The organism is Leptospira paudalimensis (assembly GCF_026151345.1).
Taxonomy (GTDB): domain Bacteria; phylum Spirochaetota; class Leptospiria; order Leptospirales; family Leptospiraceae; genus Leptospira_A; species Leptospira_A paudalimensis.
Genome location: NZ_JAMQPR010000001.1, coordinates 2,561,436 through 2,588,063, shown reverse-complemented (window position 1 = coordinate 2,588,063; position 26,628 = coordinate 2,561,436). Strand labels below are relative to the sequence as shown.

Annotated in this window: 29 protein-coding genes; 23 read left to right on the top strand and 6 right to left on the bottom strand. The window is 39.2% G+C overall.

Annotation, left to right across the window (positions count from 1 at the left end; translation table 11 throughout):
• Positions 1-16: 16 nt before the first annotated feature.
• From ND855_RS12010 to ND855_RS11975, 8 genes are all read left to right on the top strand, one after another.
• A complete protein-coding gene (locus tag ND855_RS12010; RefSeq protein WP_100716376.1) occupies positions 17-361 on the top strand; it encodes a hypothetical protein in 345 nt (114 codons plus the stop codon).
• Positions 358-1,725, top strand: a complete 1,368-nt coding sequence (locus ND855_RS12005; RefSeq protein WP_265358523.1) for a PP2C family protein-serine/threonine phosphatase — start codon at positions 358-360, stop codon at positions 1,723-1,725. The genes ND855_RS12010 and ND855_RS12005 overlap by 4 nt, the downstream gene beginning before the upstream one ends.
• 11 nt (positions 1,726-1,736) lie before the next feature.
• Entirely contained in the window at positions 1,737-2,501 is a 765-nt protein-coding gene (locus ND855_RS12000; protein WP_265358522.1) for an enoyl-CoA hydratase-related protein, read from the top strand.
• An 11-nt stretch (positions 2,502-2,512) separates the two neighbouring features.
• A complete protein-coding gene (locus ND855_RS11995) occupies positions 2,513-2,977 on the top strand; it encodes a DUF192 domain-containing protein (protein WP_265358521.1) in 465 nt (154 codons plus the stop codon).
• Between the two features lie 52 nt (positions 2,978-3,029).
• On the top strand, positions 3,030-5,543 hold the full coding sequence (locus ND855_RS11990; protein ID WP_265358520.1) for a glycogen/starch/alpha-glucan phosphorylase: 2,514 nt from the start codon (positions 3,030-3,032) through the stop codon (positions 5,541-5,543).
• A gap of 49 nt (positions 5,544-5,592) precedes the next feature.
• Positions 5,593-6,066, top strand: coding sequence for a response regulator (locus ND855_RS11985; RefSeq protein WP_108959648.1), 474 nt, complete (start codon positions 5,593-5,595; stop codon positions 6,064-6,066).
• 109 nt (positions 6,067-6,175) lie between these two features.
• Positions 6,176-7,123 (top strand): HEAT repeat domain-containing protein, encoded by a 948-nt coding sequence (locus tag ND855_RS11980; RefSeq protein WP_265358519.1) that lies wholly within the window; start codon positions 6,176-6,178, stop codon positions 7,121-7,123.
• Positions 7,124-7,209: 86 nt separating this feature from the next.
• On the top strand, positions 7,210-7,707 hold the full coding sequence (locus ND855_RS11975) for an LIC_11959 family protein (RefSeq protein WP_407658751.1): 498 nt from the start codon (positions 7,210-7,212) through the stop codon (positions 7,705-7,707).
• On the opposite strand, the gene ND855_RS11970 is transcribed toward ND855_RS11975, so the two are convergent.
• On the bottom strand, positions 7,704-9,245 hold the full coding sequence (locus tag ND855_RS11970) for a hypothetical protein (RefSeq protein WP_265358517.1): 1,542 nt from the start codon (positions 9,243-9,245) through the stop codon (positions 7,704-7,706). The two genes, ND855_RS11975 and ND855_RS11970, sit on opposite strands and share 4 nt — an antisense overlap.
• Before the next feature lie 302 nt (positions 9,246-9,547).
• On the opposite strand from ND855_RS11970, the gene ND855_RS11965 reads away from it, so the two are divergent.
• From ND855_RS11965 to ND855_RS11950, 4 genes are read left to right on the top strand one after another with little or no spacing between them, the layout of a single operon-like run.
• Positions 9,548-9,763, top strand: coding sequence for an LIC12298 family protein (locus ND855_RS11965; RefSeq protein WP_100716383.1), 216 nt, complete (start codon positions 9,548-9,550; stop codon positions 9,761-9,763).
• Positions 9,764-9,820: 57 nt separating this feature from the next.
• Positions 9,821-10,570 (top strand): ABC transporter permease, encoded by a 750-nt coding sequence (locus tag ND855_RS11960; RefSeq protein ID WP_265358516.1) that lies wholly within the window; start codon positions 9,821-9,823, stop codon positions 10,568-10,570.
• A 6-nt stretch (positions 10,571-10,576) separates the two neighbouring features.
• Positions 10,577-11,764, top strand: a complete 1,188-nt coding sequence (locus tag ND855_RS11955; protein WP_265358515.1) for an ABC transporter ATP-binding protein — start codon at positions 10,577-10,579, stop codon at positions 11,762-11,764.
• A gap of 59 nt (positions 11,765-11,823) precedes the next feature.
• Positions 11,824-13,128, top strand: coding sequence for a UDP-glucose dehydrogenase family protein (locus ND855_RS11950; protein WP_265358514.1), 1,305 nt, complete (start codon positions 11,824-11,826; stop codon positions 13,126-13,128).
• 43 nt (positions 13,129-13,171) lie between these two features.
• Here the strand turns inward: ND855_RS11950 and ND855_RS11945 are convergent, their stop codons facing one another.
• Positions 13,172-13,993, bottom strand: a complete 822-nt coding sequence (locus tag ND855_RS11945; RefSeq protein ID WP_265355432.1) for a thioredoxin fold domain-containing protein — start codon at positions 13,991-13,993, stop codon at positions 13,172-13,174.
• Positions 13,994-14,092: 99 nt separating this feature from the next.
• On the opposite strand from ND855_RS11945, the gene hisE reads away from it, so the two are divergent.
• Both hisE and lpxK read left to right on the top strand, forming a co-directional pair.
• Positions 14,093-14,371: a phosphoribosyl-ATP diphosphatase gene (gene hisE / locus ND855_RS11940; protein WP_015678552.1), complete on the top strand. Its 279-nt coding sequence runs from the start codon at positions 14,093-14,095 to the stop codon at positions 14,369-14,371.
• 28 nt (positions 14,372-14,399) lie between these two features.
• Entirely contained in the window at positions 14,400-15,509 is a 1,110-nt protein-coding gene (lpxK, locus tag ND855_RS11935) for a tetraacyldisaccharide 4'-kinase (protein ID WP_265358513.1), read from the top strand.
• On the opposite strand, the gene mnmC is transcribed toward lpxK, so the two are convergent.
• Both mnmC and mnmD read right to left on the bottom strand, forming a co-directional pair.
• The gene (gene mnmC, locus ND855_RS11930) at positions 15,445-16,641 is read right to left on the bottom strand and encodes an FAD-dependent 5-carboxymethylaminomethyl-2-thiouridine(34) oxidoreductase MnmC (protein ID WP_265358512.1); all 1,197 of its coding nucleotides are present in this window, start codon (positions 16,639-16,641) and stop codon (positions 15,445-15,447) included. The genes lpxK and mnmC overlap by 65 nt on opposite strands.
• Positions 16,638-17,381, bottom strand: coding sequence for a tRNA (5-methylaminomethyl-2-thiouridine)(34)-methyltransferase MnmD (gene mnmD / locus ND855_RS11925; RefSeq protein WP_265358511.1), 744 nt, complete (start codon positions 17,379-17,381; stop codon positions 16,638-16,640). The genes mnmC and mnmD overlap by 4 nt, the downstream gene beginning before the upstream one ends.
• Positions 17,382-17,562: 181 nt before the next feature.
• Between mnmD and flhF the strand changes: the two genes are divergently transcribed.
• From flhF to ND855_RS11880, 9 genes are all read left to right on the top strand, one after another.
• Complete coding sequence (gene flhF, locus ND855_RS11920; RefSeq protein ID WP_265358510.1) at positions 17,563-18,903, top strand: flagellar biosynthesis protein FlhF; 1,341 nt, start codon at positions 17,563-17,565, stop codon at positions 18,901-18,903.
• A 35-nt stretch (positions 18,904-18,938) separates the two neighbouring features.
• The gene (locus tag ND855_RS11915) at positions 18,939-19,862 is read left to right on the top strand and encodes a MinD/ParA family protein (protein WP_015678483.1); all 924 of its coding nucleotides are present in this window, start codon (positions 18,939-18,941) and stop codon (positions 19,860-19,862) included.
• A complete protein-coding gene (locus ND855_RS11910) occupies positions 19,863-20,336 on the top strand; it encodes a hypothetical protein (protein WP_265358509.1) in 474 nt (157 codons plus the stop codon).
• A gap of 102 nt (positions 20,337-20,438) precedes the next feature.
• Positions 20,439-21,239, top strand: a complete 801-nt coding sequence (gene whiG / locus ND855_RS11905) for an RNA polymerase sigma factor WhiG (RefSeq protein WP_012387953.1) — start codon at positions 20,439-20,441, stop codon at positions 21,237-21,239.
• A 6-nt stretch (positions 21,240-21,245) separates the two neighbouring features.
• The gene (locus ND855_RS11900; protein ID WP_265358508.1) at positions 21,246-23,237 is read left to right on the top strand and encodes a FapA family protein; all 1,992 of its coding nucleotides are present in this window, start codon (positions 21,246-21,248) and stop codon (positions 23,235-23,237) included.
• A gap of 12 nt (positions 23,238-23,249) precedes the next feature.
• Positions 23,250-23,540: a hypothetical protein gene (locus tag ND855_RS11895; RefSeq protein WP_135687809.1), complete on the top strand. Its 291-nt coding sequence runs from the start codon at positions 23,250-23,252 to the stop codon at positions 23,538-23,540.
• 46 nt (positions 23,541-23,586) lie between these two features.
• Positions 23,587-24,462, top strand: coding sequence for a hypothetical protein (locus tag ND855_RS11890; protein ID WP_135687810.1), 876 nt, complete (start codon positions 23,587-23,589; stop codon positions 24,460-24,462).
• A 12-nt stretch (positions 24,463-24,474) separates the two neighbouring features.
• The gene (locus tag ND855_RS11885; protein WP_100716396.1) at positions 24,475-24,759 is read left to right on the top strand and encodes a DUF370 domain-containing protein; all 285 of its coding nucleotides are present in this window, start codon (positions 24,475-24,477) and stop codon (positions 24,757-24,759) included.
• The gene (locus ND855_RS11880) at positions 24,756-25,325 is read left to right on the top strand and encodes a guanylate kinase (protein WP_265358507.1); all 570 of its coding nucleotides are present in this window, start codon (positions 24,756-24,758) and stop codon (positions 25,323-25,325) included. The genes ND855_RS11885 and ND855_RS11880 overlap by 4 nt, the downstream gene beginning before the upstream one ends.
• 40 nt (positions 25,326-25,365) lie before the next feature.
• On the opposite strand, the gene ND855_RS11875 is transcribed toward ND855_RS11880, so the two are convergent.
• The gene (locus ND855_RS11875; RefSeq protein WP_135687812.1) at positions 25,366-26,016 is read right to left on the bottom strand and encodes a periplasmic-type flagellar collar protein FlbB; all 651 of its coding nucleotides are present in this window, start codon (positions 26,014-26,016) and stop codon (positions 25,366-25,368) included.
• A complete protein-coding gene (gene fliJ / locus ND855_RS11870; protein WP_135687813.1) occupies positions 26,016-26,615 on the bottom strand; it encodes a flagellar export protein FliJ in 600 nt (199 codons plus the stop codon). Before fliJ ends, ND855_RS11875 begins: the two co-directional genes overlap by 1 nt.
• Positions 26,616-26,628: the final 13 nt, after the last annotated feature.

The window sequence follows — 26,628 nt, the reverse complement described above, 5'->3', positions numbered from 1 at the left end:
CCGATGGTATTTCTATATGAAAGGATTTGTTGGTCTATGCTTTTTTTTGCCTGGAATCCTTTTCGCAGAAATAAATCCATGGAACCTTAGACCCAATGTGCGTATCTTAACTAGAAAAGAAGTTTCGCATATTGTTTTGGAAAAACGCCCCGATCATTTCCGAGTGACATTACTCGTTTCAGAACGATTCCCTTACAATTATAAAGCAATGTCCCATCCCTTTTTTTTTCGGATGGAAGATGAGAAAAAAGCGATGGAACTTGCGAATCAAATGGACAAGTTTCTGGACACAGGAAAAAGTTTCACCATCACCTTGAATGGATCCGAAATCCAAACTTTGGTATGGGGAGAACCCGATTGACTCGTTCGTTTTATATTTATTTTAAAGAAATTTTTCATAAGCCAACCAAACAAGAATGGGACATTTTAAAACTAGCGGAACCCCGTTTTGATAAAGAATATACATATTCCGTTTTTTTAACCCATTTCATCGTTTATAGTTTACTCTTCGTTCCTCCCTTTGCAGAAATTCGAATGGAAATTCTTCCATATTTACTTGGTGTTACCATTCTACGATTTGTTTTGTTATTACAATTTTATACAAAATCCATATCGATTGAAAAGGTAATTTATTTTAGTGGGTTTCTTTCTGATGGGCTTATCTATTTGGTATTTTTAAAAGGTATCCAAACATTTCCTACGCTCAGTCATTTTTATCTTTTAAATTCTTACCTCATGTCCTTCATCATTCCCATTTTATTATATAGTACACGACTCAATCCTTGGGGGTGTATCTTGAGTGCGATTTACTTTACAGGATTCCATCTTTCGTATACATTCCAAATTCCGATTGAGATTGCTGAAAAATCTTCTTATTTCAGTCAATACTTCTTACTCCTTGTGTATTGGGGCAGTGCTCTTCTAGGTGTCGTTTTTGTTTATAATAAACGTAAAGATACGACTGATATGTACAGTTTGTCTGAAGAAAAACGATTTATGTTACAAGAGTTAGAACTTGCAAAACGTGTACAAGACGCACTCTTTCCAGGGAATATCAAAATCCCAAACTTAACTTTTACTTTTTACCGAAAAAGTCCAAACGTGATTGGTGGTGACTTCTTTGATTTTGTACAACTCAGGGAAGGAAACGTAGGTGTGTTTCTTACGGATGTTGCTGGGCATGGAATTTCATCTGCGATGGTTGCTTCCATCATGAAGGTACTTGTGTCTACGATCCCTTATCGTTTTAAAACGGCACCTGCACGTTTGATGGATTACTTAGATGACCGACTCGCACATGATCTCAATAAATACCATGCATCTGCGATATATTTGTTTTTTGATTTTATCGAAAAAAAACTTACAATTGGAAATGCAGGCCATCCTTATCTGATTTTGGCAAAAAAAGGAGAGGATTTCCAGGAACTGGAAACACAAGGTGCAATCCTCGGATTTAATATCAAAGTCCCACCCATTTCTGAAAAGATTCTTCCGATCACAAAAGGGGATCGGTTTTTTATCTATACAGACGGACTCATTGAATCCATGGACCACAAAGGCAATTGTTTAGGTACTGAAGGCTTACTGGCTCTCCTCAATCGTCACAGGAATAGTGAAAACGTCAAAGAACTAGAGAACAATCTATTACATGAACTCAAAACCAAGTTCGGTTTAGATACTTTTTCTGATGACACCATGTTCCTTATATTGGAAGTAGAAGAATAAGGAGAAATCATTTGTCTTTTTTAGAGATCCAAATCAAATCCAATTTTGCAATTGTCACCATCAAAAGACCAGAAGCCCTCAATGCGCTTAACGATGTTGTCATCACGGAAATCGGCGCCATGGTCGATACATTAGAATCGAATCCTCAAGTAAGGGGTTTTATTCTTACTGGTGAGGGGAAGGCATTTGTTGCTGGTGCTGACATTGCCAAAATGAAAGAATTTAATGTCAAAGAAGGACAATCGTTTTCGGAACTCGGACAAACTGTATTCCGTAAAATGGAATTGTCAGGACTTATTTCGATCGCTGCTATCAATGGATTTTGTCTAGGTGGTGGAATGGAATTAGCAATGGCATGTGACATTCGTTATGCTTCTACTGTTGCAAAATTGGGTCTACCTGAAGTAACCTTAGGATTGTTGCCTGGATTTGGTGGTTCCCAAAGATTACCAAGACTCATTGGTGTAGGTCGAGCAACAGAACTCATTTTATCTGGTGATATGATTTCTTCGGAGGAAGGATACAGATTAGGTTTAGTCAACAAAGTTTGTGATCCAGCAGAACTCCTAAACGAATCAGAAAAAACTCTATCCACAATTTTATCTCGAGGACCTAACGCAATCAAGGCGGCTAAAACTGCGATTCGCCAAGGTTTAGAAACAAATATGGATCGTGGACTTGAGTGGGAAAAACAGTTGTTTGGTGGTCGATTCGCAGACAAAGAAACAAAAGAAGGTCTTTCTGCCTTCCTCGAAAAACGAAAACCAAATTTTTAAGGAATTCAATTATGATGACACGGTTCATTTTCCTTCTATTTTTACTTTTAGGATTGGTTTGTAAACAAGCGGAGTCATTCCCTTCACAAACCAATACTCCAGAAGTTCTGTTTGGAAGTGTAGCTGACCGTGTATTAAAATTGGAAATCGCAAATACACCATCCACTCGTGCTACAGGACTGATGTACCGCACGAAATTGGGAGAAGACGAGGGGATGCTTTTTGTATTCCCCAAACCTGATTACCTAAACTTTTGGATGAAAAATACCCTGATCCCATTGTCCATTGGTTATTTTTCAGAAGATATGCGACTTTTAGAATCATTCGATATGAAACCAAACCAAACCGATGAGGTATACAACGGAACAAAACCTGCGATGTATGCACTTGAGGTGAACCAAGGATGGTTTGCGAAGCATAAAATTGGGAAAGATGCAGTGCTCACCCTAGAAAGGAAAGTTTCCGCAAAAGATTAAATTTTCTCTTTTTACTTGAATCTTCATTTCGAGATGTTTACCATTTCGAATCATGGTAGTCAATAACGCTCGTCTCATCAATTTATTATCCGAAGAACAAAAAGCCGACCTGGCTTCTATGGAAAAACAATTCGCTCACCACTTAGAATATACCATTGGAAAAAATCGTTATAATTTAAAGAATGAGGACATCTATAAGGCGTTAGGTCATACCATTCGTGACTTTCTCATTGATCGACTTAATTTTACTCATGAACGTTACCGAGAACAAAACCCAAAAAAAGTTTTTTACTTTTCTTTAGAGTTTTTAATGGGACGGACTCTTATGAATGCTCTCATCAATCTTGGGTTATACGAAACGATTCAAGAAATGTTACGAGGGATCGGATTTGAACTAACAGATGTTTTAGAATTTGAAACTGATGCTGGTTTGGGAAATGGGGGTCTTGGGAGACTTGCAGCTTGTTTTTTAGATTCAATGGCTACCTTAAACGTACCAGGATTTGGTTATGGAATCCGATATGATTATGGGATTTTTAATCAAATCATTGCCAATGGTAGCCAATTAGAAATGCCGGACCACTGGGATGCAGATGGAGTCCCTTATGAAGTCGTTCGTTCTGATATTTCGTTTTCAGTTGGATTTTTTGGGCACACAGAAACTCGAGTTTCAGGAAAAGGAAAAATCCAACACGATTGGGTGCCAGATGAAACCGTCCTTGCTTCCGCGCACGATTATCCGATTCCCGGGTTTAACACGAGTACGGTGAACTATCTTAGACTTTGGGCAGCAAAATCGTCAGAGGAATTTAACTTAGATTATTTTAACCACGGTGATTATATGAAAGCCGTCCAAGACAAATCAATCTCTGAAAATATCTCCAAAGTATTATATCCAAATGACACCACCGAACAAGGAAAGGTGTTACGTCTCAAACAACAATACTTTATGGTGTGTGCTTCCTTACAGGACATTCTTATCCAATTTCGTGAATTCAAATACAATTTGAAGGAACTTCCAGATTACATAGCCATACAATTAAATGATACACACCCAAGCATTGGAATTGCAGAACTCATGCGCATATTTTTAGACAATGAGGAAATGGATTGGGACCCTGCATGGGAGATTGTGACAAAAGTATTTTCTTATACAAATCATACTGTGTTACCAGAAGCCCTTGAGTCTTGGCGTGTTGAGTTATTTGAAAAATTATTGCCGAGACATTTGGAAATCATTTATGAAATCAACCATCGATTTTTAACTGATGTTCGTAACAAAGGTGTTTTAACTGAATCCGAAATCCAACAAGTAAGTATCATAGAGGAGGGAAGTGAAAAACGTGTACGAATGGCAAATTTAGCGGTCATCGGTTCATACCGTGTGAATGGAGTTGCTGCTTTACACTCAGATCTCATCCAAAAAACCATTTTCCAACCCTTCACAAAAGTTTTTCCTGAAAAGTTTAATAACAAAACAAATGGAATCACACCAAGACGATGGTTGTTACAATCGAATCCAAGTCTTGCGAATTTAATTTCTAAAAAAATAGGGAATGAATTCACAACCAACTTATACAAGTTAAATGATTTAGAGATGTTTGTGGATGATGCCGATTTTCAAAACGATTGGAAACAAGTAAAGTTTACGGCAAAATATGAACTCGCAAGGATCATTAAAAGTGAAACAGGTATCACAATTGATCCACATTCACTCATTGATGTTCAAATCAAACGTTTCCATGAATACAAACGCCAACTTTTAAATGTTTTGCGAGTGATTGCACTCTACCGTAGGATCAAAGAAAATCCAAATACAGAAATCACACCAAGAACTGTCATCTTTGGGGGAAAAGCCGCTCCAGGGTATTACATGGCAAAACTCATCATCAAACTCATTAATAATGTGGCTTGGGTTGTAAACCGTGATAAGGACGTGGCCGAACGTTTGAAAGTTGTCTTTATTCCAAATTATCGTGTGAGCCTTGCGGAAAAAATAATTCCTGGAAGTAATTTGTCAGAACAAATTTCGACTGCAGGAACAGAAGCATCAGGAACAAGTAACATGAAATTCATGTTAAATGGTGCTTTGACCATCGGGACATTGGATGGCGCCAATGTTGAAATTTTGGAAGAAGTGGGACAAGAAAACATTTATATCTTTGGTCTCCATACGGAAGAGGTGTTTCGAATGAAAGAAGCGGGTTACAAACCAACTGATTTTATCCACCAGAATGAAGACTTACACCGAATTTTACTCATGATCCGTGAGAATTTTTTCTCATTGGACGAACCAGGAGTTTTTGGTCCCATTTATGATAGTTTGTTTTACACTGACAATTACCTGCTGATGGCTGATTTTCGCTCTTACGACGAAACCCAAAACCGAGTGGCCCATGATTTTTTAGATAGTACCACATGGACCAAAAAATCCATTCTCAATGTGGCTAGGTCTGGCAAATTTTCTTCAGATCGGACGATCAGGGAGTATGCCAAGGACATTTGGAAAGTCCCTCTTCTTGACACAATTCCACCCCAAACTATCTATAAATTGCCACAAAACTGAATCGACAGTATAGAACAGAAGGATTATCGTTCCAAGGGAAGGGTTTCAAATGAGTAAAGGTTATATTATATGTGTCGATGATGAAGTATCAGTGTTGGAGACGCTTGCGGAACAACTACTGGCTCGGTTTGGAGAATCCCATATCATCGAGACAGCAAGTAGTGCAGAAGAAGCACTTTCCCTCATTGATGAAATCATTGGTAGTAACGATATTGTAGAACTCATCGTTTCTGATCAGGTGATGCCAGGAATGAAAGGGGATCGATTTTTGGAACAGGTGCACCAACGCCTCCCAGATGCGATCAAAATCCTTCTCACAGGGCAAGCGGGACTTGATTCCGCAATTTACGCCATCAATAATGGGGGACTCAGTCGGTATGTCGAAAAACCTTGGAACATTGAAGAGTTATCCAAAGACATCAAAGACTTACTGGATAAGTTCCGTCAAAATTTGGAAAACCAACACCTTATCCAAGCCCTCAACCGTAGGATCTTGGAGTTGGAAACAAACCAACCAAAATAAATTCCTCAGTTTTTTATTCATTGGAGTTCTCTCTCTTTCTCCTTTATTTGGAAAAGAGAAAGAACTTTCTTCTGAACAAATTTCCAAAAAAAAAGAAGTACTTTCAAAAATGATTCGTTATGGCACGAGCCAGGAGCGAAAACAAGCGTTAGGTGAACTTGTGCGTTTCCCTAAAGAAAATGCAGGTGAACTTTATGTTTTGGTTGGAGAACAACTTAAAACAGAAAAAGATATGGGGATGAAGATTGTCCTACTCAAAACAGTAGGAGATTTGAATCTAAAAGAAAACCATGAAACCATCATTTCACTCTTTGAAGATCCAAATGAAGATGTGAACAAACAAGCGGTAACTTCTGCCAAAAAAATGAAACTTGCAGAAGCAACAAACCCACTCTTAGAAAAAGTAAAAAAAGAAGATTTCACTAAAAATTCAAATTCCCTTAGTTTGTACATCAGTTCTCTCGCCGAATTACCTGAGGGAAAAATTGCGGCACCATATTTGGAAACAAAATTTAGAGAGAAGTTTAATAATGCCGATATCCGTGGACAAATTGCACTTTATTTTGGAACTGTTTTATACCAAGAAGCAGAGTCTGCACTTCTCGAAGTAGCTTTTGACGATATCCAACCTACAACACTGCGTTGTTATTCGATGAATACGTTAGGAAAACTAAAATCAGAAGCAGCAAAACCGAAGTTATATGAACTGCTAGATTCTCTTAAAAAAACATCTGGAAAGTTGGACGCTAAAAAAGCACAATCACTCAAAATTTATGCCATTGGTGCTTTGGTGACTATGGGTGATAAAGAAGTTTTCCAAGAACTGAATGAATTTGCTCGGGATGATGATAGTATGGTAAGATTACGTGCCATTGAATTTATGGGGAATTTACGTGATCCCAAAGCCTTGGAGTTATTGGAATACAAACGAGACCGTGACCCAAGTCCCAAGGTACAAAAAGCAGCAAAAAAAGCCATTGATATGATCAATGGAAAAGACAATCCCTCTGACGACGACAAAACCACTGAGGATAAACCAGAAGAAGAACCGAAATGAAATTCTTTTGGTACACAAATTTTTTCTATCAGGATCTTTTGGTATGGAATCAAATACGAAATCAAAATATTTCCATTCAAACTAAGATGTTTTTATCTCAGATATATATCTTTGGATTCATAGGTTTTTTATTTCTAACCACTAGTCTTTTTTCAGAAGCAGATTCCAAATACACAGGTCCTATCTCTCGTTCCGAAAAACGAATCTTAGATGGTAAAATGGAATTCCAAAAAACGGGAGTTTTCCCATTAGAATGGAAGTTGTATTTTAAAGGGAAACAAGGGGATTTTGTTGTATTTTACGATTTAAATGGAGATGAAATCCATTTTCGGTATCGTAGAAATAAGTTTGATTTGGATGCTGAATTTTTTGTCAAAGATTTGTTTATTGGTAATCCTTATTTAGTCAAAGGGGAATGGATCGGATACTATTTTTATGCAGTAGATGAAAGAGGAAAAAGGTCATCATTACCCACTCCAAAAAAACTTCCGGGCGAAAAAAATGAATTCATCGATAAACAATCAATCCCTATTTTTCAATTACAAACCTACCAAGAAATCAGAACCGATGATTTGTTGTATTAGAGATCTATTAAGTGTAAAAATTGAAAATTGATGAATAAAATTGGTGCTGGTGATGTTTTTTTTTCAGAGTAACTGACGTTTAATGATAGAAATTGACTTACATATTTAATTTTAATGATTTCTTCTCTATCTGTTAAATTGATATTAAAATCGGATGCATACGTCCAGTTTTCAAACCACGATCTTGTTTTTAAATTCCCTTCTCTAAAAATGGCACTCAGTTCCAATAAATGTCCAATTTGAATCGGGATTGCAATTTTACCTTCCCATTGGTTTCCTAATTCCCTTCGTTCCATCCCAATGGAATAAACCGTACGATCTCTTCTCCATTCATAGAATAGGGCTCTCCCCGTTTCTTGGTATTGGTAGTTGCCAACTTCATTATATTGCCTATAACGATAGAGAAGATTACCATACTGTGAAACGATGAAGGGTAAAAAACCTGAACCACCACTTTCATAACGATGCCCTTCTTGCGAGGATAAAACCTCTCCTCCAACAATGTTTTGGTAACTACCTCTCATATAACCTAAAGTTTGTGGGATTTCTGGGCGAATGTCTCCACTGGATACATTCCCATACAAAAGTGGAGAGTCACGGTAAACAGTAACATCAACTAAAAATTTAGAGTCCACAAATTCTGATTTGGAATAGTAAAAACCAACAGTCTCCTTACGATTCAAAATTGATTCGGATTGGATTCTATGTTTCCCAAACTGTTGTAATTGTAATGTGTCATTGACAAAAAAACTGGATTTATTTTCTCCAGGGGACCAAACACCCGAATAAGATTTATTTGGTGATGAGAAGTAAATTCCAGGGTAGGATGAAAACCCAGGTGCATAATAAACTCCATAGTAAGTTGGTTTCCCAAATAAGGAATTTTGGGTTCCGAAAAAATGAGAACTTTGGATGGGTTGGGGGAGCGGTGAATTGGGTCTATCCATTTGGGAATAAAAATTAGGATCTTTGGCAAAGTAAAAGTGAGGGATTGGTTTATACCGATTACCGGATGTTATGTGGAAGGAATTGTATTTGAAATGAATGCCATATAAAAAATCTTCATCACGTTTTTCAAAGGAAAATCGTTGGCCTTTTTGGAATCCTCCAAAGGCAAAGGAGGAATGGTTTTTTTCTTCCCGGGGAAGGTATTGGACATCTAAGTTTTGGTACCCAAGTCCTAAAAACAAATGATCTTCTAAAAATGCATCCTTGGTAGGAATTTCTGCTTTGGGTATGTTTTCGGTAATACCTTGCTTTCCGATTTTCTTTTTGTCATGGGGGATGTTTGGTTTTGGTTCCCTGGTTGGAGGGGGATAACTCAAATTCTCAAGTTTCCATAATTTCGAGACAAGTGCCGCATCCTTGCCTGCCAGGGAACGTTTCCATTGGAAAAACTCTGTCCTAGGGGCTTTTACTTTTTGTTGCCAGATGGCCACAAGTTTTGGGGAAAATCCAACGCGTAGTAAACTGGCCACAGGGACGTCTTTCGGTGATTTTTCTCCAGCAAACAATGACTGTACGAAGATAAACCACAAAAATAGCGCAATTTTCTGCCAATCCACCAGGATTGGGGTTCGATTTTGTTCTTTTTTTCCCTCATTCCGTTTGCTTTTTTTTGAAAAAGGGACATATTCTAGTGAACGGCGAAAAAAAATCCATCTTGGGGCGGGTTTTGTCCCAGAGGAATGCTAAATTGTTAATACAAACCGATAAAAACGTGAAAAAAATATTGACTTAACTTCTCAAATGTTAAGTAGTGTAAACAAGCGTTTAGTATATTATTGGTATTATTTTTAAGTTTTATGTCGTCTAACATGATGACGGGGAGGAAAAACCTATGATCGTTCGATCCATCCAACAACCCGCTTACAACCGCCATAAGGATTCTGGGCTCGCTGGCCAAGGTCCTAAAAAGGGATTTGCCCAAAACCAATCCGGAAAAACCTTCGAAGAGTACCTCATGGAAGCGTTCCAAGGTGAGGTAGTCCAAAAAGGGAATTGGGTATCCCCCAATCTTTCTGACTTAGGGCAAAAGAACTTAAGGAAGATGTAAGAACCAATACCCTGGTTTCTGGTCTAGAATCAGAGACTCGGGGCCGACAATCAAAGTATGGAGAAACTATCCATACTTTGGGCTCTTGTTCGGCGTGACTATGCTCTGCAATATGCAGGTTCCTTTTTGGGAATTTCCTGGATGTTTTTGCAGAACTTAGTACTCATCAGTTTGTACGCCCTTGTCTTTTTAGTCCTCAATCTAAGAAACCCATCCACCCAAGAAGATTTCACTGCCTATTTGCTCACTGGCCTTTTGTTTTGGATACCCATCCAAGAATTACTTGTACGGGGCACAGGTATCCTCACTGACAATCGTTCCTTACTCAAACGTTCAAGCCTTGGCATTGATCTTTTTTTATGGATTCCATTTGTCCAGTTTCTCATCCATAGTTTCATCACATCCATTCCTGTGTTCCTTTACTTAGGGTATTCAGGAACATTAAATCTAACCGGAATCTTTTTTGGTTACACTGTCCTTGTTCTGTCTGGACTGTATCTGATGTTACTATTGCATTACCTTTCACGACTCAATATTCTCCTAAAGGATATCTCACCTTTGATTCGTTTGGTGAGCCAATTGGTATTTTGGGGGATTCCTGTTTTGTATTACCCAACAGGATATCTTAAACAATGGAATGAATGGAATCCTTTCACTATCCCATTGGATGTATTTCGCACAACTGTGATTAGTGGGTTTCAATCTCAATTTGAGTGGTTACACATAACACCGTTTTTACTTTTCTTTTTTCTTGTTTATTTACTCGCCAAACGGAAATTCCAATCCGTAATTTTGGATCATCTTTAAGTTCCAATGACTTCTGTTCTTATTGAAAATCTTTCCAAGGATTATCATGGGTTTTCCAAACCTTGGAAACGAATCCTTGCAGGTCTTAGTTTTGGTTACTTCGGAATTGACTCAAAATTTACGGCAATCAATTCATTGAACCTAAAAGTAAATCCAGGAGAAATTCTTGGCATCATTGGAAGGAATGGAGCAGGTAAGTCGACTCTTTTAAAGTTAATCACAGGTGTGATCCAAAAAGATAAGGGCAATTTACAAGTGAATGGTTCCGTTCGTGCCTTACTTGAATTAAGTGTTGGATTTAACCCTGAATTGTCAGGAGAAGAAAATGTATACTTCAATGGACTAGTATGGGGATACAAACCAAAAGAAATCAAATCGTTGTCTGATACTATATTTGCCTTTGCGGAACTAGAAGAGTTTCGTTACACACCCTTAAAGAACTATAGCTCTGGTATGGCAATGAGACTTGGTTTTAGTTTGGCCACTGCAAAACGACCAGACATCCTAATCGTCGATGAAGCCTTGGCTGTGGGAGATGCAAGTTTCCAACAAAAATGTCTGAAACGAATTCGCGAATTTTCTGAATTAGGAACCTCTATTCTTGTTGTGAGCCATGATTTAGGATTGGTTTCCTATTTTTGTACACGTGCCCTTTTATTAGATAAGGGCAGACTTCTTTATGAAGGAAATCCCAAAGAAACAATTGAACAATATATGCATGTGTTAGCTGGTGAGACAAGTCCATCAGATTCCTATTCTTCCAAATCCATTCAAAATTTACATGTCAGCATACAAAATCAAAATGGTGTTTCCTCGAATGTGTTTTTTATCGGAGCACAAGTTCGGTTACAACTGACATTCCTATCCGATGCATTTATAGAGGATGTTACCGTTGGTTTTCATATCGATAATGAAAAAGGGATTCGTATCTTTGGAACAAATACCCACCACTTAGGCGATGGCAAACGGAGTTTCCAAAAGGGCAAAGAATACCAAGTTGAGTTTGTCTTTCCGATTCAGTTTTCCCAAGGGAAGTATACGATTGGGGTTTCAATCCATAAAGGTGAATCCCATATTGAAGGGAGTTATTTCTGGCGGGAGTCCATCTTAGATTTTGAAGTAGAATCAGGGAAAATTGAAAAATTCGTAGGAATTTGTCATATCCCAACACAATTCCACATCCGAGAAGACTAGGTTCTTCCTTTTAGAAAAACAGTTTCCTTTTTGGTCAAAATAGAAATTCTGGAAATCCTATGAAAGTTTGCGTAGTCGGAACCGGATATGTGGGTCTCGTTGCAGGTACCTGTTTTGCTGAATATGGCAATGATGTGATTTGTATTGATAAAGATGAAAAAAAGATCAGTGATTTAAAAACAGGAATCATACCGATTTATGAACCAGGTTTGTCAGAACTGGTAGAACGTAATTATAAAGAAGGCAGACTTAAATTTTCCACATCCTTAAAGGATGGAGTTGAGGCTTCTGAATTCGTATTCATTGCTGTTGGAACTCCAACATCCGATAACGGATCCGCGGACTTACGATTTGTTTTCGCAGTAGCAGAAGAAGTTGGAAAAACAATGAATGGACACAAAATCATTGTTGATAAATCAACTGTTCCCGTTGGAACTGCAGACAAAGTAAAGGAAATCGTAGCAAAAAACACAAAACACTCGTTTGATGTGGTTTCGAATCCTGAATTTTTGAAAGAAGGGGCCGCAATTGAAGATTTTATGCGCCCTGAGCGAGTTGTGATTGGTGCTGAATCAGACCACGCTGCTAAAAAAATGAGTGAGTTATACTCTCCATTTGTTTTGAATGGAAACCCAATTATCACGATGAGTATACGTTCTGCGGAACTCACAAAGTATGCTTGTAACGCTTTCCTTGCGACAAAGATTTCCTTTGTAAACGAGATTGCAAATTTATGTGATGCGTTAGGTGCCAATTATGATGATGTTCGGAAAGGTATGGGAACAGACTCAAGAATTGGACGTCAATTCTTATATGCAGGGATTGGGTATGGTGGATCTTGTTTTCCAAAAGATGTGAGAGCACTTCTTAGGACAGCAGAAGAAGTCAATGCACCAATGCACATCATCCAATCAGTGGAAGATGTGAATGAAAAACAAAAAACAAGACTTACTGATAAAATTTTCCAACACTTCAAATCAACTGATATGAAAGGGAAAACATTTGGTATTTGGGGTCTTTCGTTTAAACCTGGAACGGATGATATGCGAGAAGCTCCATCAATTCCGCTAATCTATGAACTACATAAAAACGGTGCCAAAATCCAAGTATTTGATCCAGCGGCTATGGAAACTTCAAAGTATTACTTTGATGGCAAAGTGGAATATAAAAAAGATGCATATTCAACTTTAGAAGGTGCAGATGCTATGTTATTATTAACGGAGTGGCGAGAATTCAGGGAACCAGATTTTGCAAAGATCAAATCCTTGTTAAAGGCTCCACTTATCTTTGATGGAAGGAATCAATATAAACCTACACTTATGCAAGAATTAGGTTTCACTTATTATTCTATTGGGAATCGCTAGATTTATTTTCGGCAAACCATTGTTTGCCGAAGTGATTTCTGGATTAAAAACCTTTTTCGATTTGTAATAGAGTTTCTTTACAAATGGTTTTGTCTGACTCCGAGACTAACTTCGGTTGGATCTCGGTAAGGATGGACTTAGCAAGTTTTAAGTCTCCCGTTTCTTTTAAACTAATCCCATAATACAATTTCGCGGTTGTGATTCGTTTCGAATTTGGATAAGTTTTAATGAATTCTTTCCAAGAAGATACAGCACCATCTTTTGGTCCATTGACGGACCGGATCAGATTTAAATTAAAGTGAGAATTCTCTTTTACGATGGGAATGTTTTTTGATTTTTGTATGGAATTGAGAAATTGTTCTTCTGCTTTTTCATATTCCTTGTTTTGAAAGTACAACAAACCCAAACGAAAGTGTAAGTGAGGGTTCTCTTTTTCTTTTCTAATTTCAGTTTTTAAAAAAGATTCTAAGTTTGGTTCTTGTAAGATTCTTTTTGAAAGGGAGACAATATCTTCCTTGGTTGCAAGGCCTACTATCTTTGTGACAAAATTTCCATCCCCATCTAAGAACAAAATTGTGGGATAACCTTCGATATTGTATTTTTTACGAAGGTTCGGAAATTCTTCCCCATCGAGTCGTACTCGAACGAATTGGTCTAAGATGCGACTCACTTCTGGGTCTGGGAAAATTTCTTTTTCCAAAACCATACAATACGTACACCAATCTGCAAATACATCAACGATGATGAATTTATTTTCCTGTTTGGCGGTTTCAAATCCCTTTTGAATGGAATTGCCCCAACTTGACTCAGCAGATAAACTCGAGCATAAAATGAAGGAAAAAACTAGAGTGGTAAATCGTATCATCCATTCACATTCTAGCTGATTTCAGAGATTACCAACAACCAATTTTCGCTTTTTCGAAATAGAATGGGCAGTTTCCATGGTAGTTAGAAGGCAAACGAAATGGAATTTTTATTAAAATTGGAAGATTTACTCCGCAAACGAAAAGAAGAATTACCTGAAAAATCTTACACAGCTGAATTGTTTCGCGACGGTGTTGACCGTATCCTTAAAAAAATCGGTGAGGAAGCGGGTGAGGTCATCATTGCTGCAAAAAATCCAAACGAAAAAGAACTCATTCACGAAATTGCCGATTTGGTTTTCCATTTAGAAGTGTTGATGGTGGAAAAAGGGATTAGTTTATCAACGATCGCAAAAGAATTAGAAAAAAGACACAGTTAACAGTAGTAGTTTCCTCTCGCGAAACGAAATGAAAGTTTTTTTCACTTTATTTTTACCTCTTACTTGGTTGTATCAGTTTCTCTTTTGGTTGTCTCAAGGGAGAAAAAAAACTACCGTTTTGCCAAATACACTCGTGATCAGTGTTGGAAATATCACGGTTGGTGGTACAGGGAAAACTCCTTTTGTTCAATATTTAGTCCAATACTTTCAGAAAGCTAACAAAGGATATGCGATCACGATCCTATCTCGTGGATACAAAGCAAAATTGTCAAAAGAAGGTGCAATCCTTACTGACGGTCATTCTCCAAATCTATTTGGCGATGAACCTAGCGAACACAAAGAACGGTTTCCTGGTGTTCAAGTGATGATTGGGCAGGATCGAATTGGTAGTTTTTTCAAATACAATCAAATTCAGTCCAAACAACATATTGTGATTTTGGATGATGGATTCCAACACAACCAAATCCATAGAGATTTTGATATTGTATTACTCGATAATAATGCTCCTTTTGGAAATGGGTTTACGATCCCACTTGGGTATTTACGAGAACCAATTTCGCATTTAAAACGTGCAAACGTCATTGTATTTACAAAAATTACGGAAACAAATCAAAAAGAATTCGAAAAAGGAAAAGGAACACTCGACCAATTAGGAATTCAATTGCCTACCTTTGGTTCTTTCTTCCAAGCAGATGCCTACCAAATCAATTTAGATACATTTGAACAATCATTAGTTCCCAAAAATTCTTTAATGCAGGAAGCTTCACCTAGCGATAGTTATTTTTTGTTCACCGGTGTTGGGAATCCAAATCATGTTTTGGAAACAACGATCTCTACCTTAAATACAAATCAAATCCAGTCTCGATTTTTCCCCGACCACTATGAATTTGAAGAAACAGTATTACTCTCCTTGTTGGATGGTAAAGATGAAAAAACGATTTTTGTGATAACGGAAAAAGATTGGGTAAAGGTAAGAACACAAATTAAGTTTATCGAAGAAATGAAACGTAAAAAAATGCAACTTTTTGTCATCAGAGTTGATGTGGTGCTACAAGAACAATCAGTTTTTGAGTCTATGTTAGCTCATCTCGTTTCCACTTACGAAGTAAAAAACGGTCTGGTTTCAAAGCCTTCTTAATTGTGTCAGAAATCTCTAACGTCTGAGAGAGAAGATCACAAACTAAAATTTCTGCTGCGAGTAGGGCATGTGTTAACCCACGAGATCCAAGTCCATTCAGAATCCCAACCGTTTCAAAATAAGGAATTTCAAAGGTTTTGGCGTTTTTGCGGAATAAGTTTTGGTATTTTATGGATGTATCTAAAACTGATAAATTAGGAAGTTTACCGACAACTGGGTGTCTATCTTGGGACTGGGTTCTATGACTCACTCGCGTGCCAAAGTTTTGGATATCGAATTCTTCCCAATTTTTGAGTAAGTTGGGAAGTTTTGTTTGTAATCCATTCCATAAATCGAATGTCTCCTTTGGCCTCGGTTCCTCTTCCAAATGGAACTCGTCGAAACTGGCACCAAGCACTCGTTCTCCGCCAATGTCTGCAGTTAGATAATCACCATACAAAATAGAAAATTGATTTTGGAAGATGGAGGATGGAATTTGTACGATTTGCCCACGAACTTGTTTCATAGGGATCCATTGGAGTTTTGGATCAGCTAAAAATTGGTATCCTTGTGTTAAGAATAAATAATCAACATGTAAGATTTCCTTTTCAAACTGACAAATCAAGTTTCCATTTCCTTCATTCACTTCCCAAGAAAGGAGTTTTGAAAGGTAGTGTTCCATCGGATTTGCGATGCGAATGAGTTCTTTTGTGAGAGAAACTGGGGAAAGCGCTTTCCCCTTTGGAAAGAGTAACGCATCTAAATTTGAATTTGGTTCTTTGGAAAGAGATGCCAACGATTCTGGGATGTGATGGGAATGTAGGGAGTGCGAATAACGGTCATAAGCTGAAGAGGAATCGAGTAAAAAATGGATTCCATCCACATGTGGGACACGTTTCCCCAATTCCAAAGATTCCCAAAGTTCTAAAAAATACTGATATGCAAGTAGGGAAAATTCAGATTCAGCTGTTTTGTGTTTGGTGAGAAAAGGATAAACAACTCCGATTGGATTTCCACTTGCTTTTCCTGCAGCACTAAGTTCAGATTCGACTAAAATGGTTTTGATATTTCGTTTGGAAAGTGCATAACATACGCTCGCACCAGCGATTCCTGCTCCCACAACTAAGGCTGTTTTGGAATCAGATGGGTTCATGAGGATGAGCGTAAAACTCCTGTTAACATTTCTCTTTTTTTTCCAAACCCTTTTTGTTTTTGGATATGAAACCCCAATATTTCCAAATTCCTGCGAATGAACCCGGCAGCTGTGAAAGTCGCAAATCGAGTTCCCGTTTTAGAATGATTCCGTAATTGAGATAATGTGTCCTCAGACCACATCTTCGGATTTTTATTTGGTGAAAATCCATCCAAATACCAAAAATCGATGATTGGAAACTCGTTTAGACATTCACTCACATCACCAAAGAACAAATGGACTTGAAACTTTGCCTTTCCATTTGGGTGAGGGAATTCTGTTTTCCATTCTTTTTGATTTGGGTCCATTTCCCATTTTTGGAATTGTTCCTCATAGGACTCAAGTAATGGTTTTGTCCATAAAGGTTTGTCGGGAAAGGAATGATTCAGTGTGAGTAAGGTTTCTTTTGTTAAAGGGTATCCTTCTAAACTGAAATACTCTAGGGATGTTGGGTTCTCTGCACCTAACCATAGATCCAAGGTCACAAATACATTGAGTCCCGTACCAAAGCCTAATTCTCCTATGGAGAGTAACTTCGTTTCACTTGCGGACAATCGACTGGGGATTTGGTTCCCTTCCACAAATACATAACGAGATTCTTCCCAACCACCTTCTTTGGAAAAGTATACATCATCAAACGAAAGAGATACGGGAACTCCATCCTTAATTTCAATTCCGAATTTATGATTGTTTGGATCCATCTTAGGTTTCTATTTATTGCCAGAATGAGGGAACAAAAGAGGAAGGGAAACGGAATCTGATCTGGTATCTAGGAAATGGGTAAAAACGGACCCGAATTGGTCAAATTTATTATGTCTCATAAAAAAGACTTTCCAAATTGAGGGTACCATTCATATTTTTCCCAGGTTTGGGGGAGATTCTATGGATTTTGTGAAAATCCGAGGCAAAGACTTACAAGACTGCATCATGCAGATGAAAATGAAATATGGTCCCGAGGCCCATTTGTATGACCAACGAGTGATCACAGAAGGTGGTCTCTTTGGAACTGGCCTTATGGCACAACGCATGTATGAAATCGATGTGGGTGTTCCTGAAAAACAAAATTCGAAAGAACGAATCGAACGAAAACTCAAAGACCTGAAAGAACTCATCAAACAAAAACAAAGAACAGAATCCCTCCCTGAATCTGGACTTGTGGGAATTGGTGTCGGTTCCTCTTCGCAAAACACAAACCTATCTTATAACAATCGTAAAAAAAATATTGAATCCGTTCGCCCTTTTTCCGAACGCAAACGAAGACAGGACCAAACTGTTTACGAAATCGAATCGTATGAAGAAAGACCTGTTGGTTTGTCTTTAGCAGAAGCTAAGGAATCCTTACTCGAACCCAAAACGGAATCATTTCCCCAAACAAAAGAAAGACACCCCCATATCCAAAAGCTCGTCGATCGTCTGTTACGTGAAGGTTTTTCTGAATCTTACTTAGAGGAAATGGCCGTCACTTTGACTTCACGCCTTTCCGCAGTGGACCTAAGTCGTTATGCGAATGTGACTGACAGAGCTGTGACTTATTTAGAAGAAAGGATCCAGGTGGATTCTGATCTTTTTAGTGGAACCCCTCGTGGCAAACGTAAGGTTGTTTTTTTTGTAGGTCCAACTGGTTCAGGGAAAACGACTTCCATTGCAAAGTTAGCTGCTAAGTACAGTTTGCATATGGGGAAAAAAGTTTCTCTGTATACAACTGACAATTATCGAATTGCGGCCATTGACCAATTGAAGTTTTATGCTGATGCAATGGGCCTTCCGTTTTATGCGGCCAAAGACTTACGCAAATGGAAAGAGTCAATCCTCCGAGATGGATCCGAACTCATCCTAGTGGATACGGCCGGATACTCCCACCGTAAATCGGAAAACCTAGAAAAACTTCAGGAATTCTACCAAGTATTTGGGGAAAAGGATCATATCGAAACCATCTTGGTACTTTCCTCTACGGTTTCCAAAGACAATGCCCTTGCGGTAACAAACGCGTATGAGTCGGTTGGTTATAAAAGAATTTTATTAACCAAGCTCGATGAAGCAGAATTTTTAGGTTCTGTAGTAGAATTAGCCGATACTATTCACAGGGAATTCGCATTCTTAAGTGTTGGCCAGGATGTTCCATTTGATATCCTAAATGCCACCAAAAAAATCCTTGCCGAATGTGTAATTTTCCCTGAAAAATTGAAAGGGATAGCGGGCGAAGTCTTCGAGAAGACTGTGTAAGGTGCGCATCGTTATCCTGATACCTAGGGGTAACGATGGACCAAGCAGCAAATCTTCGAAAGTTAACAGAAACTGGTACTGGATTAAAACTCGTTCAACCCCAGGACGCCGCTAAAAAGACCAAAATCATTGCGGTTGCCTCTGGAAAGGGAGGAGTGGGTAAAAGTACAGTTTCTGTCAACTTAGCCATCTCCATCGCAAAAACTGGTCTAAAGGTTCTCATCTTTGATGGTGACTTGGGCCTTGCCAATGTGAACGTCCTTCTCGGCATCATTCCGAAATACAATTTATACCATGTGGTGAAAGGCCATAAGTCCTTAAAGGACATCGTCATTTCCACTCCCGAGGGTGTGGACATCATTGCAGGTGCCTCCGGGTACTCCCAACTTGCCAACCTCAACGAAACCCAAAGGAATAACCTCATCAAAGGTTTTGCGGAACTCGATCGTTATGACGTGATGATCATTGATACAGGTGCTGGGATTTCGGCAAACGTCATTGGCCTTGTGATGCCAGCGGATGAAGTGGTGGTGGTGACAACCCCAGAACCAACGTCCATTACCGACTCCTATGGTCTGATCAAATCGATAGTCTCACAATCCAAAGACAAAAATCTGAAAATCATCGTGAACCGTGTGCGCTCTGCCATTGAAGGGAAAAAAGTGGCCGACCGAGTCATTGATATCTCGGGTCAATTTTTGGAAGTCCAAGTGGAAAACTTAGGGTTTATTTTCCAAGATGAAGAAGTAGAAAAATCCATCAGGGAACAAAAACCATTTATCATTGGAGCTCCTCGTTCCAAAGCAGCGGCTTGTCTCACACGAGTCACACACACCCTCTTACAAACAGAAGGTGGTTATGATGATGAAGAGGGCCTCACAGGATTTTTTAAGAAATTCTTTAGCTTTGTCGACTTCAAGGAAAAAGAAATGGAATCGAGAATGGAGGAAGACAACTAAGTGTTAATCGGATTTGTACTGGGATTTGCAATCCTTGGAGCCATCATTAGTTCCGTTTGTGGGTTTTTAGTTGGAAATCGAATTGGTTATATCTTCTTTGTTTCTCTCATCTCCACGTTTGCATTTGGTGGGTTAGGGTTTGGCATTTTTAGTGTCTTACAAAAAAAAGTTCCTGAATTTTTAGAGTTTTTATCTACCTTTTCCATTGGTGGGTTTGGGGGCGGAGATCATGCAGATGAATTCGACCATGAACATGGGGGAATGGAACCAACCTCGGCTTCTGGTGGCTCATCTGATGACTTTGGTGTGCAACCTGTGGGTGATGCTGCAATGGACGCCAAACTCGCTATGGCAAAATCAGGAAAGTTTGGAGACCATATCATCGTGGATAAAATTGCGATCAAAAACGAGCCAAAACTCATGGCAGAGGCAATTCGCACCATGATGGCCAAGGATGACCCGCAAGAGGGCTGAAAAATTACGGTTTTTAGAGGACATAAGAAAAAATCCTCTTGTAATTTTTGTTTCTTTACGATTTTTTCTATAAAGTAAAGAGATTCCGTACCCCGGTTCCCAATGTCAAGATTGCTAGACAAATACAATCAGTTTGATGAGACAGATCTTTGGAAACAATACCGTGTCAAAAAAGACGCGGAGATCCGAAGTTACCTTGTTGAAAAATATTCACCTCTCGTCAAACACGTGGCTGGGCGGATTGCGATCGGAATGCCACAAAATGTGGAATTCGAAGACCTCGTCAGTTATGGCGTCTTTGGTCTGTTAGATGCAATTGAGAAGTTTGACCCTTCTCGAGAAATTAAATTTAAAACCTATGCGATGACCCGTATCCGTGGGTCCATTTTCGACGAACTTAGAAGTGTGGACTGGATCCCTCGTTCCATCCGCCAAAAAGCAAAACAACTCGAAAACATCATTGCCATGCTCGAAAACAAAGAGGGCAAAAAAGTCGATGATGAAGAGATCGCAAAAGAACTCGGTGTGTCGATGGAAGAGTATAACTCTCTTCTTGCTAAACTTTCTGGTACCTCTCTTGTTTCATTAAACGACATTTGGTTTCTCGGTGATGAGAACGATGAAGTTTCCTTTATGGAAACGTTAGAGTCTCCGATGAATATGAACCCAGACAATATCATCGAAAAAGAAGAAATCAAAAACGTAATTGTCGAAGCCATCCAATCCCTACCTGAAAAAGAGAAAAAAGTCATTGTATTATACTATTACGAAGACTTAACATTAAAAGAGATTGGAGAAGTTTTGGAAGTCACTGAGTCTAGAATTTCTCAACTTCATACCAAAGCAGTCGCAAGACTCCGCAGTAAACTTTCTAAAGTCAAATCAGCGATTCAAAAAAGGTAATAGAAGATGTCTCTCACGGAATTTCTTACAGAGGAACTGAAAGAGTTCGATCGTAAGGAAAAAGAACAAGTGGAAGTCATTGCCGATACCATCGAAGAGTGTCTGGCAATTGCTTCAAGTCACTTGGGTCGTAAAGTTCACGAAATCGATTATACTGTTTTAAAACGCGGAAAAAAATCCTTATTTTTTTCTGAACCTTACCACATTCGAGCATCTGTTATCCCTGATGATATGTTACTCGATGAACTGAGTTTACTAGATGAACACCTAACGGGTGGTAGCGGGAAATTAGTCTCAAAAGAATTAAAAGAACTTGTCACACCAAAAAACAAAGACGGGCGTGTGGTTGTGAAAATATACAGAACCGGTGTGTTTTTAACTGTTTACCCACCTTCCGGCGAAGGTCTCGAAATGACAATGGCAGATGTTTCCAAAAAACTGTCGTTTCGTGGTGTGGCAGGTGTTGATCAAAACCTGATCAATAAAATCCTCAAAGAGAAAAAAGGGGAACCAGTTCTTATCTCCAACCAAAAACCAAAACCTGGAAATGACTCCAGTTGCAATGTGGAGATTGCCCAAGAGAATATGCGTGCCTTTGTCACAGTTTTCCCTGCAAGACCTGGTGGGCGTGATTTAGAAGTTTCTGATATCGTTGCCGCACTAAAAGGGATGGGTGTGGCTCATGGTTTAAAAGAAGACGAAATCCGAAAACATCTGGAGGAAGAAGTTCAGAACAAACCATTCATTGGAGCCGAAGGTGATTTCCCAGTAAACGGCAAAAACGCCGAAATCAAATACTATGTTCGCACGGAAAAGAAAATCAATTTCAAAGAAGACCAAACTGGTCGTGTGGACTACAAAGATTTGGATATGATCGAAAACGTTGTCGTTGGACAATTGTTAGCTGAAAAGCTCCCAGCTGAAAAAGGAAAGTTTGGTCGCAATTTATTTGGAATGGTTTTACCAGCCAAGGATGGTTTGGACACCGAACTCAAACAAGGCAAAGGAACCATTCTCTCCGAAGACAAGATGCGCCTAACGGCCGAAGTCAATGGACAAGTGTTATACGCTGCTGGTCGCCTTTCTGTGGAAACTGTCTACCGCATCAATGGGGATGTGGGAGTACGTACAGGAAACGTGACTTTCCTTGGTTCCATCATCATCACAGGAAACGTGGAAGACAATTATTCGGTCAAAGCTGCAGGGAATATCGAAATTTATGGTACGGTCCAGAAAGCTATCGTGGAAGCGGATGGGGACATTATCGTCCGCCAAGGGGTCACAGGGCGCGAGGAGGCACGTGTGGAGTCCACAGGAGGCAATATCGTTGCCAAGTTCATCCAGAACGCCACCTGCATTACAGAAAAAGACATCATTGTGCAAGAAGGGATTTTGCATTCCCATCTCATGGCTGGGGGAAAAATTTCCTGTAAAGGAAAACGGGGACAGATTGTAGGGGGAACCATCCAAGCAGCCCAACTCATATCTGCCAAAATCATTGGTTCCCAAGCAAACCCACAAACCGATCTCATCGTAGGAAACAATCCAAAGATCTTAAAACAAATTAGTGAGTTTGAAGAGAAGAAAAAAGAAAACCAAGACAAACTCGACCAACTCACAAAAACCATGCGTACCCTCAAAGCGAGAAAAGACGCTGACCCTGCTAGTTTTACCGCGGAACAAGATGCCCATTTGCAAAAATTAGAAGCAGGAACCAAAAAACTCGAAAAACGAATCGCTGAGGCCAGTAAGGACATCCAAACCCTCACCGAATACATGGACGAACAGGCAGCTAGTGGTCGTGTTTCCGTAGAAAAGACTATCTTTCCAGGTGTTACCATCCGTATCCGCAATGCCGAATACAAACTCCGCCACGAGACCAAGGCCAAGACCTTCTACGAAGAAGAGTCCCAAGTCCGCAGTCAGCCATACGAAGACCCAGACGAAACGAAAAATGACTGGAGAAAAAAGAGAGGGCGTGGTAAGTCTAAGAATTAGGAGGGACGCCAGATGATACTCAACGAAAATTTTGCCAGTATCGCCCACCACTACGATTTTGCACGTAGGGCTCAGGCTGAAAATCCCTTCACCCACCAAAACCAAGTGGTGGAATTGCAAAAGGTGGTGATCCAAACACAAAACCGAGCCCAAACGGTTCCTGATGCAAAATCCGGATACCAAGGTTCGGCAGCAAAACCGAAACAAGATAAAGAAAATTCGGTATTTGCTTATTCCAAAGCAGGGATCATTTATGATCGTCCTAATTTGGAACGTGGATCTCGTTTTGATTCAAAAGCATAATTTTTTTCTACGGAATGTTGTTGGAAATGTTCTTTAGGAGAAACATATGGAGCTTTTTTCTCTCGTACTTGTTAATTTATTATTCTGTGGGATGATGTATGTTTTCATCTCTGCAAAAGTCCAAAAAGCTGTCAGTGAATACTACGATAAAAAACTAAACCGGGCCATTGATATGGCCACCGCGGAAACCATACGCGAGTTAGACGCCACTGTAAGTATCATTGAATCTAAGATGGTAGCACTTCGAACAATGATGGAGAAGGGTGAGGCACTGGTAAAAGAATTCAAACACTACCAAAACCAAGGACTCTCAATGAAATCAGAGTTAGTTCCAACTCCAGTTGAAACAGAAGAACCAATCCTTGATACAAAAGAACAAAGGACTGGTATTGGTAAAATTTACCAAGCAAACCAAATCCCTGTTACGATCGATGAAGCAGAAACAACAGAAGGGGCAGTGAATCAGGCGTTTGGAAAACTGGGAAAGGCCGTAAAAGGAATGTTTGGTATGGAACCTTTGAGTGAACCATCCAAAGAAGCAATGGAAAATTTAGAAGTTCCAACATTTCAACCTAAGATGAATTATACGGTAGGTGGGAATCCTTTCACAGAAGAAAAACCAACGGAAGCCATTCGGAATGAAACCATTGAAGGCCAGAAAAAAAGAGAATTCTTAAATGAAGTTTCCAAAGCGAATGATCCAGCGTTTGCTTCTTACCAACGGATGAATTTAGACAAGGTGGAATTTTCCATTGAATCTGCATTGGAAGAGCTACCAACATCTGCAACGAAGATAGATAAAGTGGTTCATCTCATCAAAAAGGGATACAAACACGACGAAATCTCAGAGGCGATGAACATTGGTATCCATGAAATTCATTTGATTGAAACGATTCGACTTGATCGATCTAGAAGAATCTAAAAATATGTTTCCATGTCTTCGTTTCCGGTTCTCAATGTAGGATTCTCTAACGTTGTTTTTGTTTCCAAGATTCTGACCATTTTGTTGGCAGATTCAGCTGGGGCAAAACGACTCCGAACCGAAGCAAAATCCGAGAACCGTCTCATTGATGCTACTTGTGGACGGAAAACTCGGTCTGTGTTAGTCCTTGACTCAGGCCATATTCTATTATCAGCCATTCGCCCTGAAAGTTTATCCAAACGTTTGGAAACTGGTGACAACCATATTGGAGAAGGGGAAGAGGAGTCAGAAGATTGAAAGCAAATCCAAATCTTTACATCATCTCTTCTGTTGCTGGTGGAGGAAAATCGACCATCATCCAAGCCCTTCTCAAAGAGAACCCAGAGTTTTATTTTTCCATCTCCTGCACCACACGGGACCCACGGCCTGGGGATGAAGAAGGGAAAACCTATTATTTTCTAACCATTCCTGAATTCCAAAAAAGAATCGCTGCTGGCGAGTTTTATGAATGGGCGGAAGTCCATGGCAATTATTATGGAACTCCAAAAGCACCTATCTTACAGGCTATCAAGGAACACCGTGTGGCACTTCTCGATTTGGATGTCCAAGGTGCCAAATCGGTAAAGGAACTAAGGCCTGAATCGGTAACCATTTTCATCGAACCTCCAAGCCGTGAGATTTGGATTGAACGCCTCATCCGTAGAGGGACTGATTCTAAAACAAGTATCGAAAAACGGATTGAAAATGGAATTCATGAACTAGATGAAGCACCTAGCTTTGATTATGTGGTTGTGAATGACAAATTAGAAGATGCCATCATAGAAGTGAAGGCAATCCTTTGTGGTACAAAATCGAAACTCTAAGTAAAAATAACACGAACTAAAAAGTTAACTTAATTGTGATTTAAGGTTCGTCGTTTTCCTCATCAATACTTTTGCCGTAATTGGGAACATTTTTGGCACCTGCATCGAGCCATTTATTCGATATGACAGACCTTCTTTCGGCAGGGAATAAAGTGAGTAGATAGGTTGTGATGGTTTGCCTTCCATCTTCTTCTGCATCCTTGTCCATTTGTTCGAATACTTCAATGATATCATAGTCAGGCCAATTGAGGAGCATATCTCTTGCTGATTCGGGAGGCATGTTCGCCACTTTGTTTGCGAGGACTTTTACTTTTTCGGCACGCGCATTGTCTTTTCTCGCCTTTTCCGCCATTTCTTTTTCTTTCCGTTGGATCCCTTCTTTGAGTTCTTCCAATCGTTCTTTGTCGGCACTGAGTGATGAAGATTTTTCCTCTAACTCTCGTTTCATTTGTTCGAGTTCTTCTCGGTCAGCAATCAGTCTTTCTTTTGCTTTTTCCATTTCCAACTTTTCGAGCTCAGTGGGAGAGAGTAGGTCTTGGTTCACAAGGCCAGCTTGTTTTTTTAAGAAAGGAAGGTAATCCTCTGCATTAATGACTTGGAAGTAGTCAAAAACAAAAAAACCAATCGCTACTAGAAAAAAAATCAAAACAATTAAAAAGAAGGATCTTGTGCTGTCGGTTACACTTGCCATTATGATTTGCCTTGTCCTAAGTAATATTTTTCGTAAAAATCGCGGAGAGTTTTAAAGTCAGATGCGAGTTCGTCTCCGCCATCTTCCCTGTTTAAAATTTTGAAAGTTCTTGGAATTTTTTTAGAAGCCTTCGGCCCAAAACTATCAAACGAATCAAATAACGACTGTTTGTTTAGGTGAAAATTGAATTCTTCCACTTCCCTACGTTCCATTCGATTTCGCTTTTTTTTCCATTCGAGGAATCGTTTGTCCTTTAAGACCTCGATGACTTTTTTATTCATCCTGGCAACCATCACATCTTTACGTACCAAATTCACTTCATCGGTTTGGTTTGAGATCCTATGATCTAATTCTTCGTTCCGGCGGATGAGCCCTTTGATGTATTGTTCAATGGATAAATAGTCTGATAAACTTGTCCCTACTTTTGCAGAAGATAAAATGGCTTCGTAGGAAGATTCGATTTCTTTTTCATTGTTTTCTTTTTCGGAGATGAGGGAATTAAGTTTGGATACAACCACTGACAAACGGCGGATTTCTTCCTCTTCTTTTAAGCCTCGAAGTTTTAAAACCGTCTCCAAACTGAAGCGAAATCGTTTCACAGCTGTCTATTTC

Coding starts and splice junctions, on each gene's coding strand:
- ND855_RS12010 (WP_100716376.1), top strand. CDS start 17: ATGAAAGGATTTGTTGGTCTATGCTTTTTTTTGCCTGGAATCCTTTTC.
- ND855_RS11995 (WP_265358521.1), top strand. CDS start 2,513: ATGATGACACGGTTCATTTTCCTTCTATTTTTACTTTTAGGATTGGTT.
- ND855_RS11990 (WP_265358520.1), top strand. CDS start 3,030: ATGGTAGTCAATAACGCTCGTCTCATCAATTTATTATCCGAAGAACAA.
- ND855_RS11985 (WP_108959648.1), top strand. CDS start 5,593: ATGAGTAAAGGTTATATTATATGTGTCGATGATGAAGTATCAGTGTTG.
- ND855_RS11980 (WP_265358519.1), top strand. CDS start 6,176: ATGATTCGTTATGGCACGAGCCAGGAGCGAAAACAAGCGTTAGGTGAA.
- ND855_RS11975 (WP_407658751.1), top strand. CDS start 7,210: ATGTTTTTATCTCAGATATATATCTTTGGATTCATAGGTTTTTTATTT.
- ND855_RS11965 (WP_100716383.1), top strand. CDS start 9,548: ATGATCGTTCGATCCATCCAACAACCCGCTTACAACCGCCATAAGGAT.
- ND855_RS11960 (WP_265358516.1), top strand. CDS start 9,821: ATGGAGAAACTATCCATACTTTGGGCTCTTGTTCGGCGTGACTATGCT.
- ND855_RS11955 (WP_265358515.1), top strand. CDS start 10,577: ATGACTTCTGTTCTTATTGAAAATCTTTCCAAGGATTATCATGGGTTT.
- ND855_RS11950 (WP_265358514.1), top strand. CDS start 11,824: ATGAAAGTTTGCGTAGTCGGAACCGGATATGTGGGTCTCGTTGCAGGT.
- ND855_RS11945 (WP_265355432.1), bottom strand. CDS start 13,993: ATGATACGATTTACCACTCTAGTTTTTTCCTTCATTTTATGCTCGAGT.
- hisE (WP_015678552.1), top strand. CDS start 14,093: ATGGAATTTTTATTAAAATTGGAAGATTTACTCCGCAAACGAAAAGAA.
- lpxK (WP_265358513.1), top strand. CDS start 14,400: ATGAAAGTTTTTTTCACTTTATTTTTACCTCTTACTTGGTTGTATCAG.
- mnmC (WP_265358512.1), bottom strand. CDS start 16,641: ATGAACCCATCTGATTCCAAAACAGCCTTAGTTGTGGGAGCAGGAATC.
- mnmD (WP_265358511.1), bottom strand. CDS start 17,381: ATGGATCCAAACAATCATAAATTCGGAATTGAAATTAAGGATGGAGTT.
- flhF (WP_265358510.1), top strand. CDS start 17,563: ATGGATTTTGTGAAAATCCGAGGCAAAGACTTACAAGACTGCATCATG.
- ND855_RS11915 (WP_015678483.1), top strand. CDS start 18,939: ATGGACCAAGCAGCAAATCTTCGAAAGTTAACAGAAACTGGTACTGGA.
- whiG (WP_012387953.1), top strand. CDS start 20,439: ATGTCAAGATTGCTAGACAAATACAATCAGTTTGATGAGACAGATCTT.
- ND855_RS11900 (WP_265358508.1), top strand. CDS start 21,246: ATGTCTCTCACGGAATTTCTTACAGAGGAACTGAAAGAGTTCGATCGT.
- ND855_RS11895 (WP_135687809.1), top strand. CDS start 23,250: ATGATACTCAACGAAAATTTTGCCAGTATCGCCCACCACTACGATTTT.
- ND855_RS11890 (WP_135687810.1), top strand. CDS start 23,587: ATGGAGCTTTTTTCTCTCGTACTTGTTAATTTATTATTCTGTGGGATG.
- ND855_RS11885 (WP_100716396.1), top strand. CDS start 24,475: ATGTCTTCGTTTCCGGTTCTCAATGTAGGATTCTCTAACGTTGTTTTT.
- ND855_RS11875 (WP_135687812.1), bottom strand. CDS start 26,016: ATGGCAAGTGTAACCGACAGCACAAGATCCTTCTTTTTAATTGTTTTG.